The 13694-nt window shown below is 64.0% G+C and carries 12 protein-coding genes; 8 read left to right on the forward strand and 4 right to left on the reverse strand.

The features are described from left to right. Nucleotides 1-91 precede the first annotated feature (91 nt). The 7 genes from BRAD3257_RS14315 (at nt 92) to BRAD3257_RS14345 (ending at nt 9246) form a co-directional block, all read left to right on the forward strand. The gene (locus tag BRAD3257_RS14315) at nt 92-1096 is read left to right on the forward strand and encodes a Gfo/Idh/MocA family protein (protein ID WP_122402364.1); all 1005 of its coding nucleotides are present in this window, start codon (nt 92-94) and stop codon (nt 1094-1096) included. Nucleotides 1097-1132: 36 nt separating this feature from the next. Further along, the gene (locus tag BRAD3257_RS14320) at nt 1133-2284 is read left to right on the forward strand and encodes a DegT/DnrJ/EryC1/StrS family aminotransferase (RefSeq protein WP_162500200.1); all 1152 of its coding nucleotides are present in this window, start codon (nt 1133-1135) and stop codon (nt 2282-2284) included. A 112-nt stretch (nt 2285-2396) separates the two neighbouring features. Beyond that, nucleotides 2397-3923: a murein biosynthesis integral membrane protein MurJ gene (gene murJ, locus BRAD3257_RS14325; protein ID WP_122402366.1), complete on the forward strand. Its 1527-nt coding sequence runs from the start codon at nt 2397-2399 to the stop codon at nt 3921-3923. 361 nt (nt 3924-4284) lie between these two features. After that, the gene (locus BRAD3257_RS14330; protein WP_122402367.1) at nt 4285-4560 is read left to right on the forward strand and encodes a hypothetical protein; all 276 of its coding nucleotides are present in this window, start codon (nt 4285-4287) and stop codon (nt 4558-4560) included. Between the two features lie 234 nt (nt 4561-4794). Beyond that, the gene (locus BRAD3257_RS14335) at nt 4795-7104 is read left to right on the forward strand and encodes a xanthine dehydrogenase family protein molybdopterin-binding subunit (RefSeq protein WP_122402368.1); all 2310 of its coding nucleotides are present in this window, start codon (nt 4795-4797) and stop codon (nt 7102-7104) included. A gap of 189 nt (nt 7105-7293) precedes the next feature. Beyond that, nucleotides 7294-7740: a c-type cytochrome gene (locus BRAD3257_RS14340; protein WP_122402369.1), complete on the forward strand. Its 447-nt coding sequence runs from the start codon at nt 7294-7296 to the stop codon at nt 7738-7740. Nucleotides 7741-7962: 222 nt separating this feature from the next. Then, nucleotides 7963-9246: a cystathionine gamma-synthase family protein gene (locus BRAD3257_RS14345; RefSeq protein ID WP_122402370.1), complete on the forward strand. Its 1284-nt coding sequence runs from the start codon at nt 7963-7965 to the stop codon at nt 9244-9246. Nucleotides 9247-9321: 75 nt separating this feature from the next. Here the strand turns inward: BRAD3257_RS14345 and BRAD3257_RS14350 are convergent, their stop codons facing one another. Next, nucleotides 9322-9738 (reverse strand): CHRD domain-containing protein, encoded by a 417-nt coding sequence (locus tag BRAD3257_RS14350; protein ID WP_122402371.1) that lies wholly within the window; start codon nt 9736-9738, stop codon nt 9322-9324. Nucleotides 9739-9892: 154 nt separating this feature from the next. Between BRAD3257_RS14350 and BRAD3257_RS14355 the strand changes: the two genes are divergently transcribed. Further along, nucleotides 9893-10819 carry a c-type cytochrome gene (locus BRAD3257_RS14355; protein ID WP_122406558.1) on the forward strand — a complete coding sequence of 309 codons (927 nt, stop codon included), beginning with the start codon at nt 9893-9895 and terminating at the stop codon, nt 10817-10819. 319 nt (nt 10820-11138) lie between these two features. Here the strand turns inward: BRAD3257_RS14355 and BRAD3257_RS14360 are convergent, their stop codons facing one another. The 3 genes from BRAD3257_RS14360 to BRAD3257_RS14365 all read right to left on the reverse strand — a co-directional run bounded on the left by BRAD3257_RS14360 (nt 11139) and on the right by BRAD3257_RS14365 (nt 13547). Beyond that, nucleotides 11139-11384, reverse strand: a complete 246-nt coding sequence (locus BRAD3257_RS14360; RefSeq protein WP_018642903.1) for an Lrp/AsnC ligand binding domain-containing protein — start codon at nt 11382-11384, stop codon at nt 11139-11141. Between the two features lie 220 nt (nt 11385-11604). Continuing rightward, nucleotides 11605-11841, reverse strand: coding sequence for a response regulator (locus tag BRAD3257_RS41000; RefSeq protein ID WP_244607949.1), 237 nt, complete (start codon nt 11839-11841; stop codon nt 11605-11607). Beyond that, nucleotides 11820-13547, reverse strand: coding sequence for a hybrid sensor histidine kinase/response regulator (locus BRAD3257_RS14365; RefSeq protein WP_244607950.1), 1728 nt, complete (start codon nt 13545-13547; stop codon nt 11820-11822). The genes BRAD3257_RS41000 and BRAD3257_RS14365 overlap by 22 nt, the downstream gene beginning before the upstream one ends. Nucleotides 13548-13694: the final 147 nt, after the last annotated feature.

A 13694-nucleotide genomic window follows, 5' to 3' on the forward strand; every position in this document is an offset into this window, starting at 1 on the left:
TGTCCCGGCCCGCGGGGGCGGCATTCGCCACAAATGTGGCGTCCGTGCTAGAAGCGGCCCGGGGATTTGGGTTGAATCGGGGTTTGCTCAGATGAGTTCCAAAGGGTCTGCACCGGTAAAGGCCGGCTTGCGCGTCGGCGTCATTGGTGCCGGTGTGATGGGCAGCAACCATGCGCGCGTGCTCAGCGGTCTTCCCGGCGTCAGCCTCGTCGGCGTCGTCGATCCCTCGCCGGCGCATCGCGCGCGGGCCACGGAACTTGCCAATTGCGCAAGCTTCGAGACGCTCGACCAGCTCTTCGCCGAGGGCGTCGATGCCGTCACCGTCGCGGCGCCGACCCATTTACATCACGAGGTCGCGCTCGCCTGCATCGCCAAGAACATCCACGTGCTGGTCGAGAAGCCGATCGCGTCGACGGTGGAGGAGGGGCGCGAGATCGTCGCCGCCGCGCAAAAAGCCGGCGTGACGCTGATGATCGGCCATGTCGAGCGTTTCAACCCGGCGGTCGCCGCCGTCAAGCAGGCGATCGCAGGCGAGGACATTCTCTCCATCGCGATCACCCGCGTCGGCCCGTTCCCGCCGCGGATGTCCAATGTCGGCGTCGTCATCGACCTTGCCGTGCACGACATCGACCTGATCCGCTGGTTCACCGAATCCGACATCGTCGAGGTGCAGCCGCAATTGTCGAGCGCGGTCGCCGAGCGCGAGGACATCGCGCTGTTGCAGTTCCGCACCGAGAGCGGCGTGCTTGCCCACATCAACACCAACTGGCTGACACCGTTCAAGGCGCGCAGCGTCACGGTCGCCACGCGCGACAAATACGTGATGGGCGATCTGCTCACGCGCCAGGTCACCGAGTGCTTCGGCTTCAAGCCGGATGGCAGCTACTCGATGCGGCACCTGCCGGTCGGCCATGATGAGCCGCTCCGCGCCGAGCTGCTCGCGTTCTTGAAGGCGGTGCGTAACGGCGAGACGCCGGCAGTGACCGGCGACGAAGGCGTCGCCAGCCTCGAGATCGCGACGCAGTGCCTGGAAACACCGTCGCGCCCCGCCGCCGCGGCGCCCGCCCGCAAGGCTCCGCGCCGCGTTGCCGGCTGATCTCTCTTCTCCATGTCGACCACTCAAGAAGGCGTCATGAACCAGCATCTGCGTTCCGAACCCATTCCCTTCATCGACGTCGCCTCGCAGCGTCGCCGGCTCGGCGCCTCGCTCGATGCCGCCGTCAAGCGGGTGATGGACCACTGCCAGTTCGTCAATGGTCCCGAGGTTTTCGAGCTCGAGAAGCAGCTCGCGGCCTACTCAGGCGCCAAGCATGTCATCGGCTGCGCCAGCGGTACCGACGCGATCCTGATGGTGATGATGGCCAAGAATGTCGGACCCGGCGATGCCGTGCTGTGTCCGTCCTTCACCTTCATCGCGACCGCCTCGCCGGTGGCGCGGACCGGCGCGACACCTGTCTATGTCGATGTCGACGAAGCCACATTCAACATGAGCCCGGAGTCGCTCAAGCGCGGCATCGCGACCGCCCGGAAAGCCGGCCTCAAGCCGGTTGCGGTGATTCCGGTCGACCTGTTCGGCCAGCCCGCCGATCACGACGCCATTGCCGAGATCGCCAGCGCCGAAGGCCTGTTCGTGCTCGACGACGCCGCGCAAGGCTTTGGCGCGAGCTACAAGGGCCGCAAGCTCGGCACGCTCGGACACGCCACGGCGACCAGCTTCTTCCCGGCCAAGCCGCTCGGCTGCTTCGGCGACGGCGGCGCGATCTTCACCGATGACGACGAGCTCGCGGCCACGCTGCGCAGCATCCGCGTGCACGGGCAGGGCGTCGACAAATACGACAACGTCCGCCTTGGCCTGACCGGCCGGCTCGACACCATGCAGGCCGCTGTCCTGATCGAGAAGCTGAAGATCTTCGACGACGAGATCGCCGCCCGAAACCGGGTTGCGGAACGCTATGCGCGCGGCCTGTCCAACGTTGTCACCGTGCCGCGCCTTGCGCCCGGCAACACCTCGGTCTGGGCGCAGTACACGATCCGCCTGCCCAAAGGCACCGACCGCGACGGCTTTGCCGCCGCGCTGAAGACCCAGGGCGTGCCGACCGCGATCTACTACGGCAAGTCGATGCATCAGCAGACCGCCTACAAGCACTACCCGGTCGCCGAGGGGGGCCTGCCTGCTTGTGAGAGCCTGTCGCAGGACGTCATCAGCCTGCCGATGCACGCCTATTTGACCGAAGCCGACCAGGAGCGAATCATCGCCGCCGTCGGCGGCGCGCTCGCGGGCTGATTTCTTCACCTCTCCCCACGGGAGAGGTGATCAGCCTCAACAGCCGTCTTTTTTGATCACATCGGACTTCAAAGCCTTATCGGCTGCCCGATAAGCCTCTAGAAGAGTCCGCATGCTCGGACGCATCTTCACGGTCGGTGGTTACACGTTGCTCTCGCGGCTGACGGGATTTGCCCGCGACATCATGCTCGCGGCGATCCTCGGCGCCGGTCCGGTGGCCGACGCCTTCTTCGTGGCGATGCGGCTGCCCAATCATTTCCGCGCGATCTTCGCCGAGGGCGCCTTCAACGCCGCCTGGGTGCCGGCCTATGCCCATGTCCATGGCGAGAGGGGCGAGGCGGCGGCACACTTGTTCGCCGACCGCATCTTCACGCTGCTCTTGGCCTCGCAGGTGGTGCTGCTGATTCTCGCCTGGCTGTTCATGCCGCAGGCCATGAGCATTTTGGCGCCCGGCTTCAGTGAGGATGCTGAGCAGCGTAAGCTCGCGATCGAGCTGACCCGGATCACCTTTCCCTATCTCCTGTTGATCACGTTGGTCACGCTCTATGGCGGCATGCTCAACGTGATGCAGCGCTTTGCCAGCGCCGCGGCGGCCTCGATCTTCCTCAATGTCGCGATGATGATGACGCTGGCGGTTGCCGTCTGGTTTCCAACCGCGGGCCATGCCGCCGCATGGGGAGTCCTGATCTCCGGCTTCCTGCAATATTTCCTGCTCGCCGGCGATCTCGCGCGGCATGGCGGCCTGCCGCGCTTTGCGCCCTTGAAACTCGACGAAGACGTGCGCGGCTTTTTCAAAGCGCTGGGACCTGCGACGCTGGGCTCGATGGGCACGCAGGTCGCGCTGTTCGCCGACACCATCATCGCGACCTTCCTGCCCGCCGGCGCGCTGTCGGCGCTCTATTATGCCGACCGACTCAATCAGCTGCCGATCGGTGTCATCGGCATCGCCATCGGTACGGTGCTGCTGCCGGAAATGTCGCGGCGCATCACGGCCAACGACCATGATGGCGCGATGAAGGCGCAGCGCCGCGCTTTCGATTTCACGTTGCTGTTCTCGGTGCCGTTCGTCGCGGCCTTCATCACCGTGCCCGACGCGATCATGCGCGCGCTGTTCGCCCGCGGCGCGTTCTCCAAGGCCGATGCCGCGGCCGCCGGCGCCACGCTCGCGGCCTATGCCATCGGCCTGATCCCCTTCGTGCTGATCCGCAGTGCGGTCGCGACCTTCTATGCCCGCAAGGACACCGCAACGCCGGTCCGCGCCTCGCTTACGGGCATTGCCGTCAACGTCGCGCTGAAGGTCGCCTTGATGGGATCGCTGGCCCAGATCGGCCTCGCGCTGGCAACCGCCGTCGGCGTCTGGACCAATCTCTTGCTGGTGCTGTTCTTCGCCGTGCGGCGCGGCTTTCTCGTTCTGGACCGCGCCTGTCTGATGTCGCTCGGCAAATTCCTGCTGACCGGAATCATTCTCGCCGCCGCGTTCTGGCTGATCGCACGCTTCAGCGGTTCTTGGCTGGGCACGATGCCCTTCCGGGACGAAGTGACGCTGCTCCTGCTCGCCGTCGGCGGCACGATCGTCTATGCGCTCGCGATGCTCGCTCTGTTCGGCCGCAGCTGGCTGGTCTCGCTGGTGCGCGGCTAAAGCATGATCCGCAAAAGTGCGAAGCGGTTTTCCGGAAAGATCTTGCGTAAACAACAAGCTAAAGCGCGATGACGATTCATCCAAATCTCATCGCGCTTTAGGCGAGCAGGGTGCTCGCCTCCAGGATGCAGTCGACCTCCGCACATCTCTTGATTTTGTGCGATTGTCGTGCTAACAGCGCCCCATGACTAAATGCTCGCGCAAAATCAACTTCAACCACATGACCCGCTTCGGCTGGGCCGTGGAAGGAGTCGTGCGCTAGGAATTCGACGACGACATCTTTTCCACCAGGCCCCGCCGGCATCGGACGGGGCCTTTTTCGTGGCCACGCTCCTTGCCGGCTCAACAGCAGGAGCATCCGATGCCACCACAATTGACGAACAGCGCAAGCGAGCCGGAGGTCGATGCCGCGCGGCTTCGCCTCGACTTCTCCATCGTCTTGAGCCTGCTCGATCGATACTGGCGCGCCTTTCAGGAGCGGCGCCAGAGCCCACGAGTCAACTTGCACGATCTGAGTGACAGGGCGCTGATGGATCTCGGCTTGACGCGAGCCGAGATCGACTACTTCACGTCTGCAAGGGCTCTCGACAGGCTGAGAGATCGCGCGATGGATCCGTGGGGACGCGGTGGCATGTAACTTGTCAAGAGGCGCGGTGGGCTGCGTCTTCGTTGTTGATCCTTCGAGAGGCCCGCTTTTGGCGGGCTCCTCAAGTATGGGGGTCCTGCTTCGCGGTGCAATCTAGACGCCATGGTGACTGGCGCGCGGTGCTTTCCCGGCCTGCCACCAGTGTGCCCGCCTAAACCCGTTTGCCTTGCCACTTTTTCCACGGCAATATGGCTCGCAAAACAACCATGAGAACGGGAAAAGACAATGGCGGCTCCCATCAAGTTCGGCGTTGGCCAAAGCGTGCTGCGCAAGGAGGATGACGCGCTCATCCGCGGCAAGGGCCGCTATACCGACGATTACGCGCCGCAGGCCGCGCTGCGCTGCCTGGTGCTGCGCTCGCCGCATGCGCATGCCAAATACACGATCGACGTGAGCCGCGCCCGCGGCCTGCCCGGCGTCGCGCTGATCCTGACTGCCGACGACGTCAAGGACCTCGGCAATCTGCCCTGCCTGTTCAATCTCGAGACCGATCCGTTCACCGGCCCGCCTTACCCGATCCTCGCCAAGGACGAGGTGCGCCACGTCGGCGATGCCATCGCCTTCGTGGTCGCCGAGACCATCGACCAGGCCCGGGATGCGATCGAGGCGATCGAGGTCAAATGGAGCCCGCTGCCGGCGGTGACCGGCGTCGTCAACGCCGTGAAGAAGGGCGCGCCGCAGGTCTGGCCGGACAAGCCAGGCAACGTGCTGTTCGACGTCTCGATCGGTGATAAGGCGGCGACGGAAGCTGCCTTTGCCAAGGCACATGCGGTCGCCGAAATCTCGATCGTCAATCCGCGCGTGGTCGCGAGCTTCATGGAGACGCGCGCGGCGGTGTGCGAATACGACGCCAAGCGCGACCATCTGACGCTGACGGTCGGCAGCCAGGGCAGCCATCGCCTGCGCGACATCCTGTGCCAGAACGTGCTCAACATCCCCACCGACAAGATGCGGGTGATCTGCCCCGACGTCGGCGGCGGCTTCGGCACGAAGCTGTTTCCCTACCGGGAATACGCTTTGATGGCGGTGGCCGCGCGAAAACTGAAGAAGGCGGTGAAATGGGCGGCCGATCGCTCCGAGCATTTCATGGGCGATGCGCAGGGCCGCGACAACGTCACCACCGCAAAGATGGCGCTGGCCGAGGACGGTAAATTCCTCGCGATGGATTGCGACCTGATGGGCGACATGGGCGCGTATCTCTCGACCTTCGGGCCTTACATCCCGCATGGCGGCGCCGGCATGCTGCCGGGCCTCTACGACATCCAGGCCTTCCATTGCCGAGTGCGCACCATCTTCACCCACAGCGTTCCGGTGGACGCCTATCGTGGCGCCGGGCGGCCCGAGGCGGCCTATGTGATCGAGCGTCTCGTCGATGCCTGCGCGCGAAAACTCGATATGACGCCGGACGCCATCCGTCGCAAGAATTTCATCCCGCCCAAGGCGCTGCCGTACAAAACGGCCACGGGCAAGGTCTATGATTCCGGCGACTTCGCCGCGCATCTGAAGCGCGCGATGGAGATCGCCGAGTGGAAGGAGTTTCCCAAGCGTGCCAAGGCGGCCAAGAAGCAGGGGCTGATCCGCGGCATTGGGCTCGCAAGCTATGTCGAGATCTGCGGCGTGATGGGTGAGGAGACGGCCAATGTCCGCCTCGATCCCAATGGCGATGTCACCGTCCTGATCGGCACGCAATCGAGCGGTCAGGGCCATCAGACCGCCTATGCGCAGATCGTCGCGGAGCAGTTCGGTCTGCCGCCGGAGCGCGTGCATATCCACCAGGGTGACACCAATGAGATCGCGACGGGCCTCGGCACCGGTGGCTCGGCCTCGATTCCCACCGGTGGCGTCTGCGTGGAGCGCGCTGCGGGCGATCTCGGCAAGAAGCTGAAGGAGCTTGCAGCGCAGGCGCTGGAAGCGAGCGCCGGCGACCTCGAGATCACCGACGGCGTGATCCGGATCGCCGGCACCGACCGCTCGATCTCCTTCGCCGATCTCGCCAAGCGGCCCGGCGCCGATCCGGCGAAGCTGAACGGCAGCGCGACCTTCGCCAGCGCCGACGGCACCTATCCCAACGGCACACATCTGGCGGAGGTCGAGATCGATCCGGCCACCGGCATCATCAGAATCGTCAACTACGTGATCGTCGACGATTTCGGCAAGACGCTCAATCCGCTGCTGCTGGCGGGGCAGGTGCATGGCGGCGCCATGCAGGGCATCGGCCAGGCGCTGATGGAGCAGGTGGTGTATGGCGCCGCCGACGGCCAGCTCATCACCGCCACCTACATGGACTACGCGCTGCCGCGCGCGGCGGACGGGCCGGCCTTCGTGTTCGAGACCCACAACGTCCCCTGCAAGACCAATCCGATGGGCGTGAAGGGGGCCGGCGAGGCCGGCGCGATCGGCTCCTGTCCAGCCGTCGTCAACGCCATCGTCGACGCGCTCTGGCGCGAATACAAGATCGACCATATCGACATGCCGGCAACGCCGGAGCGGGTGTGGATCGCGATCAACGAGCATCACCGCCGCCATAGCCTGTGATTCCCCCAAGCAAACGCGGAACGCGTTTTGCGGGGCAGACGCAGAACGCGTTTGCGGGGACATCATCCTCAACAATCATGCAGAGCGCGACGATCTGTCGTCGCGTCCTGGATGGAATGAAATCTGCCAAGCGGTGTTGGCCCATCGAAGGGTCGGCACGATCCTTCATCATGAAAAGGGGTTTTGCGAATGAAGCGAGTGTTGGTTGTCGGGGGCGCGCTGCTGCTCGGTATGGGGGCGGTTTGGGCGGACCCGGATTCCATCAAGGAGGTCCAGACCCTGATGAAGGGCAATGGCAAGAACGCCGGCGCGATGTCGGCGATGGTCAAGGGCGAGAAGCCCTACGACCAGGCGACGGTGAACAGCGCGCTGGCGCAGTTCGAGGATACCGCCAGGAAGCTGCCGAACCTGTTTCCGGCCAGCGCCAAGGGCGTGAAGCTCGACGGTGACTACTCGACCTCGCCGAAGATCTGGGAGGACAAGGCCGGCTTCGATGCGAAGATCGCGAGCTTCGGCAAGATCGTCGGCGAAGCCAAGAGCAAGATCAAGGATCTCGACTCGCTCAAAGCGAATCTGCCCGCGATCGGCAAGGAATGCGGCGGCTGCCACGAAACCTATCGCGTGAAGAACGGCTGACGGCGAGACTCGTCGTCATCCGAACTACCGGAATCGAAGGGCGGTTGCGCAAGCAACCGCCTTTTTCCGTTCGCAAGGTCTGACGGATCGCGGTCCGAACAGCTATCTTTGAGTCGATGGCCGCGGCGTTGGTGCGAGTCGGCGCATCTCTTCCCGACTGCCTCATGAGATCAGGAGGTTCCAACCGCGGCGAGCACCTGCATCAAGACAGCGAGACAGGCCATGGCAAAACCCTTCCCGTCCAAGACCCATATCGGCAACCATATGCTGCATCCGGAAACGCTGATGCTGACCTATGGCTATGATCCACAATTGTCGGAAGGCGCCATCAAGCCGCCGGTGTTCCTGACCTCCACCTTCGTGTTCAGGACGGCCGAGGACGGGCAGGACTTCTTCGATTACGTCGCCGGCCGGCGCGAGCCGCCGGAAGGCATGGGCGCAGGCCTCGTCTATTCGCGCTTCAATCATCCCAACAGCGAAATCGTCGAGGACAGGCTGGCGATCTACGAGCGCACCGAAAGTTGTGCGCTGTTCTCATCCGGCATGGCGGCCATCGCAACCACGATCCTGGCCTTTGTTCGCCCCGGCGACGTCATTCTGCATTCCCAGCCGCTCTATGGCGGGACGGAAACCCTGCTGACGAACACGCTTGCGCGTCTGTCGATCGGCGCCGTCGGCTTTGCCGACGGTATCGACGAGACGGCAGTCAAGCAGGCGTCGGAGCAGGCCATGGGCAAGGGACGGGTTTCGATGATCCTGATCGAGACGCCCGCCAATCCGACCAACGGCCTGGTCGACATCGCGATGATCCGCCGTGTTGCCGACGCGATCGGAAAGGCGCAGGGACACACACCGATCATCGCCTGCGACAACACGCTGCTCGGACCGGTGTTTCAGCGGCCGATCGAGCACGGTGCGGACCTCTCGCTGTATTCGCTGACCAAATATGTCGGCGGTCATTCCGATCTGATCGCGGGGGCCGCGCTCGGCTCGAAGGCTGTCATGAAGGGCATCAAGGCGCTGCGGGGCGCGATCGGCACTCAGCTCGATCCGCATTCCTGCTGGATGATCAACCGTTCGCTCGAGACGCTGAGCCTGCGCATGGAGAAGGCCAACGACAATGCGCGCCTCGTGGCGGACTTCTTGCGCGGTCATCCCAAGGTCGCCAAGGTCCACTATCTCGGTCATCTCGAGGAAGCGTCACCGGCCGGGCGCGCGTTTGCGAGGCAGTGTTTCGGTGCCGGATCCACGTTCTCGTTCGACATCGCCGGCGGCAAGGAGGCGGCGGTCAGATTCCTCAACGCGCTGCAGATCCTCAAGCTTGCAGTGAGCCTCGGCGGAACGGAATCGCTCGCGAGCCTGCCCGCAACCATGACCCATTCCGGCGTTCCAGCCGACATCCGCCGCAAAATCGGCGTCCTCGATTCCACGATCCGGCTGTCGATCGGCATCGAGAACCCGTCGGACCTGATCGCCGATCTCACGCAGGCGCTGAACGCGGCTTGAGCGCCTCCGGAATCGAAAAGGCCGGGCGCGCCCTCCGTCGCACCCGGCCTTTCCATGACGAAGCAGCCTTGACGCTTACTTCGTCACCTGACCGCGGATCTCGCCGCCCGGGTTCGCCGCGGTGTGGATGTTGATGTAGTACTTGCCGCCGAGCAGATCGGCGGCCTGCGCGTCCGTGAGCGTCGCTTCGCCCTTGACCGGGCTCGAGGCGGCATTCGGGATGGCAACCGCCACGCCGGCGTTCTTGCCGGCTTCGGCAGGCCCATGGAAGTGCGCCGCGGTGGCGGGGCCGGAGAGGCCGGAATAGGTGACGGTCCAAGACAGCTTCTTGCTGGCGGCATCATAGTTCAGATCGGCCGTTCCGGTGCCGCTGGTGGTCGTTGCGGGCACCTCGGACTTGCCGTCGAGCGTTGCTTTCAGCTTTTCGGCATAGGCCGGCCCGGCAAAAGCGACGGCACCGAGCGCGAACACGGCGATGACGGTCTTGTTCATGGCATTCTCCCTGTTGAACCCGTTCGGGCTGGCAAACTTCCAACAGCCGGCATTTCAGTTTATTCCCGTCTCCGGCCAAGGCGGGCTAAATTCTTCGTGGCTGGAGCCGTGACGAGATCGGTCATAAGTTCGCCGCAACGAGTGAATGGTGCGCATGTTGCAACGAACAATTCTGCTGGCGCTGCTCGCCACGATGGCTGCTTCCGGCATCTATTGGTGGCTCAGCGCGCCGGGGGTGGCGGCGGTGGGCAATTCACCGGCCCATGTGCCCGATCTCGCCAACGGGGAGGTGATGTTCAACGCCGGCGGTTGCGCGTCCTGCCATGCCGTTCCCAACCAGCCCGATCGTCTCAGGCTCGGAGGTGGCGTCGCGATCAAATCGCCGTTCGGAACGTTCTACGCGCCGAACATCTCGCCTGATCCGAACGATGGTATCGGCAAATGGACCGACGCCGATTTCGTCAATGCGGTGATGCACGGGGTCTCGCCGGCCGGACAGCATTACTTTCCGGCGTTTCCCTATACCTCCTATCAGCACGCCAGGCGCGAGGACGTGCTCGATCTCTTTGCTTATCTGAAAACGCTGCCGGCTGTTGCGGGCAAGGTGCGTGACCACGACGTCGGTCTTCCCTTCAACATCCGGCGCAATATCGGGATCTGGAAATTCCTGTTTCTGGACGAAAAGCCTTTCATTGCCGATGGCAGCAAGTCGCGGGAATGGAAGCGCGGCGCCTATCTCGTCAACAGCTTTGGCCATTGTGCCGAATGCCACAGCCCGCGCAATGTGCTGGGCGGCATCATCGCCGGCCAACAATTTGCCGGCGGTCCCAATCCGGAAGGCGAGGGCTGGGTCCCGAACATCACCCAGAAGCACCTTGGCGAGTGGAGTGCGAAGGATCTCGCCTATTTCCTCAAGACGGGTGAATTGCCCGATGGCGACAGTGTCGGCGGCGCGATGACGCGCGTGATCAAGAACACCTCGCAATTATCTGACGGAGATCTCGCGGCGATGGCGGAGTACCTCAAATCGCTGCCGCCGGTGGATGGGCCGACGCCACCGAAACGCAAGCAGGGCAGCTAAGGTACGAACGTCGTCGCGGCGGTCCGTGTTCACCTCTCCCCGACGGGGAGAGGTCGGATTGCGCAGCAATCCGGGTGAGCGGCTGTAGCGCCCACTGAGACCTGGAGCCCTCACCCGGATCGCATCTTCGATGCGCTCCGACCTCTCCCGTCGGGCGAAATGAACCACGCGCCGCTTTGCTGCGGAGCGGCGTGGCCGACAAGCAAGCGCTGCAGAAGACTAAAGCGCGATGAGATTTGGATGAATCGTCATCGCGCTTTAGCTTGTTGTTTACGCATGATCTTTCCGGAAAACCGCTTCGCACTTTCCGGATCATGCTTTAGCCCGTGCCGAACGCCTTGAAGGTGATGATGGTGAGGGTGTCCTGGATGCCCGGCAGCACCTGCACCTTCTCATTCACGAAATGGCCGATATCGGTGTCCTTGTCGACGTAGAACTTCACCAGGAGGTCGTATTGGCCGGCCGTGGAGTAGATCTCGGAGGCGATCTCGGCTTCGGCAAGCGCATTGGCCACCGTATAGGACTGGCCGAGCTTGCATTTGATCTGAACGAAGAAAGGAACCATCGCGGGCACTCCGAAAGCGTATCTGGCGGCTAATAGGCCAAAACCAGCCGGATTTAGCAAGCAAACTTGCGGGCGTCCGGGGTGCATTCGGCTGCGGCGCTGAAGCGCGAAGCGACCGAGCCAGCTCGTCATCGCGCTTCCGGTGTTGTTTGAGCATGATCTTTTCGGAGAACCGCTGCGAACTTTGCGCTAACGCGGCCCTCCGGGTCCAGATCAGGCTTTAGGACGTGACCACTGCTGCTGCCAACGCATCCCTGAGCCGCTCGGCGAGCTCGGCCTTGCGATAGGGCTTGGTCAGCACGATTGCTTGCGCCTGCGCGCGGCCCTGCTCGACCAGGGTCTCCAGCGCGTAGCCCGAGGTGAACAGGACCGGCAGACCGGGACGAACGCGCCTCGCCTGATCGGCGAGCTCCCAGCCGCTCATGCCGCCGGGCATCACGACATCGGTGAACAGCAAGTCGATGCTGGGATCGCTCCGCAGCTGCTGCAAGGCATCCTGCCCTTGACCGCGGCAATGACGCGATATCCGAGCGCCTCCACCCTGCGAATGACGGAGGAGCGGACGAACGGATCGTCCTCGACGATCAGGATCGTCTCGTAGCCTCGCGGCGCCGCGGCCTCGCTGTCGGGAAGATCGGGCTGTGATTGTCCGGCGTTGGCGCGCGGCAGGTAGATCCTGACCGTGGTGCCAAGGCCCGCCTCGCTGTAGATCGCGACGTGGCCGCCCGATTGCTTTGCAAAGCCATAGACCATGCTGAGGCCGAGACCGGAGCCCTTGCCGACCTCCTTGGTGGTGAAGAACGGCTCGAAGACGCGTGCGGTGACATCAGCCGTCATGCCTTCGCCGTCGTCGGTGACCGAGATCAACGCGTAGGCACCGGGTGCGACTTCAGGGTGAAGGGCTCGATAGTCGTCGTCGATCGCAGCCAACTCCGTGCTCAGCGTCAGATGTCCTCCCGATGGCATGGCATCCTGCGCGTTGAGCGCGAGGTTCAGCACGGCGGATTCGAGCTGGGCGCGGTCGGCAAAGGCCAGGATCGTGCCGGGCCCGGAGGTCGTCCTGATCTCGATGTCCTCGCGCAAGGTGCGCTTGAGCAGCTTGAACATGGAGTCGAGCAGGCTCCGGCAATCGATCGTCTGAGGTTGGAGCAGCTGGCGGCGGCTGAAGGCGAGCAGTCGCTGCGTCAGCTCGGCTCCCCGTTCGCCCGACTGGCAGATGTCGTCGGCAAAGCGCCTGAGATCGGGCCTCTCCTTGAGCTGCTCGCTCAGGTGCTCGGCATTGCCGATGATGACGGTCAGGAGGTTGTTGAAGTCGTGCGCGATGCCGCCGGAGAGCTGGCCGACCGTCTCCATCTTCTGCGCCTGCTGAAGCTGCTGCTCGGTCAGCTTGCGCGCGGTCAGGTCGTGGACGATGCCGACGAAGATCAACTCGCCGTCCTGTCGCGCCTGGCCCACCGACAGGTCCACCGGAAAGGTCGAGCCGTCCTTGCGCAGGCCGATGGCCTCGCCGCCGGTCGCGAAATGCCTCGCCTGGCCGGCGGGTGCCGCATCAGCGTCGGGCATCAGCATGCCGACGTTGCGGTTCATCACCTCGTCGGCACGGTAGCCGAACATGCGCTCGCAGGCCGGATTGAACAGCAGGATGCGGTCCTGCGCATCGAACAGGAAGACGCCGTCGACCGCGGTCTCGACGATCGCGGTCAGGCGCGCAACGCTCTCGCGCATCGCGCGCTGGGCGTCCCGGACCTGTTGCAGCAGCAGCGTGGCGTCCCGGCTCTTGATTTCCTCCTCCTCGAGCGCGGCCTGGACCTGCCGCAGCTCGAATGGCGAGGGGATCGTCAGGATCTTCGGCAATAGCGGCCAGAGCGCAGCGGCGGTGAGGACCGACGCGACCGCCGTGGCTGCCTTGACGAGGCCCTCGATGCCGTAGACCGGAACCCAGAGCGTATAGATCGACAGCACATGGGTCAGGCCGCAGGCCATGATGAAGATCGCAAACGCCCAATAGACCCAGCCGAACTTGAGGTCGCGCCGCTTGGTGACGAGGATGGCAAGGGCAAAGGGGATCGAGAAATAAGCGGCGGCGATGCAGGCGTCGGAAACGACGTGAAGCCCGATCAGCTCCGGCTCCCATAACAGGCAGATGCCGTGCGGCGAAAGCATGGACGAGTCGAGGAGACGTTCGAAGAAGGCCCACATCGTTCCACCCCAAGGTTCTGTTCCAGGTGGTTTGCGGGCCGCGGCGGCCTGCAACGTCGGTGTCGCTGGACAGTTCCACCACCTGTGTCTCACGCAACCGGCGAAGCACGC

The sequence above is a fragment of the Bradyrhizobium vignae genome (assembly GCF_900324035.1).
Taxonomy (GTDB): domain Bacteria; phylum Pseudomonadota; class Alphaproteobacteria; order Rhizobiales; family Xanthobacteraceae; genus Bradyrhizobium; species Bradyrhizobium vignae.

What these genes read in the sequence shown, in the direction of transcription:
- BRAD3257_RS14335 (WP_122402368.1), top strand. Translation starts at nt 4,795, where the DNA reads ATGGCGGCTCCCATCAAGTTCGGCGTTGGCCAAAGCGTGCTGCGCAAG.
- BRAD3257_RS14340 (WP_122402369.1), top strand. Translation starts at nt 7,294, where the DNA reads ATGAAGCGAGTGTTGGTTGTCGGGGGCGCGCTGCTGCTCGGTATGGGG.
- BRAD3257_RS14350 (WP_122402371.1), bottom strand. Translation starts at nt 9,738, where the DNA reads ATGAACAAGACCGTCATCGCCGTGTTCGCGCTCGGTGCCGTCGCTTTT.
- BRAD3257_RS14355 (WP_122406558.1), top strand. Translation starts at nt 9,893, where the DNA reads ATGTTGCAACGAACAATTCTGCTGGCGCTGCTCGCCACGATGGCTGCT.
- BRAD3257_RS14365 (WP_244607950.1), bottom strand. Translation starts at nt 13,547, where the DNA reads ATGCTTTCGCCGCACGGCATCTGCCTGTTATGGGAGCCGGAGCTGATC.
- BRAD3257_RS14330 (WP_122402367.1), top strand. Translation starts at nt 4,285, where the DNA reads ATGCCACCACAATTGACGAACAGCGCAAGCGAGCCGGAGGTCGATGCC.
- murJ (WP_122402366.1), top strand. Translation starts at nt 2,397, where the DNA reads ATGCTCGGACGCATCTTCACGGTCGGTGGTTACACGTTGCTCTCGCGG.
- BRAD3257_RS14360 (WP_018642903.1), bottom strand. Translation starts at nt 11,384, where the DNA reads ATGGTTCCTTTCTTCGTTCAGATCAAATGCAAGCTCGGCCAGTCCTAT.
- BRAD3257_RS14315 (WP_122402364.1), top strand. Translation starts at nt 92, where the DNA reads ATGAGTTCCAAAGGGTCTGCACCGGTAAAGGCCGGCTTGCGCGTCGGC.
- BRAD3257_RS14320 (WP_162500200.1), top strand. Translation starts at nt 1,133, where the DNA reads ATGAACCAGCATCTGCGTTCCGAACCCATTCCCTTCATCGACGTCGCC.
- BRAD3257_RS14345 (WP_122402370.1), top strand. Translation starts at nt 7,963, where the DNA reads ATGGCAAAACCCTTCCCGTCCAAGACCCATATCGGCAACCATATGCTG.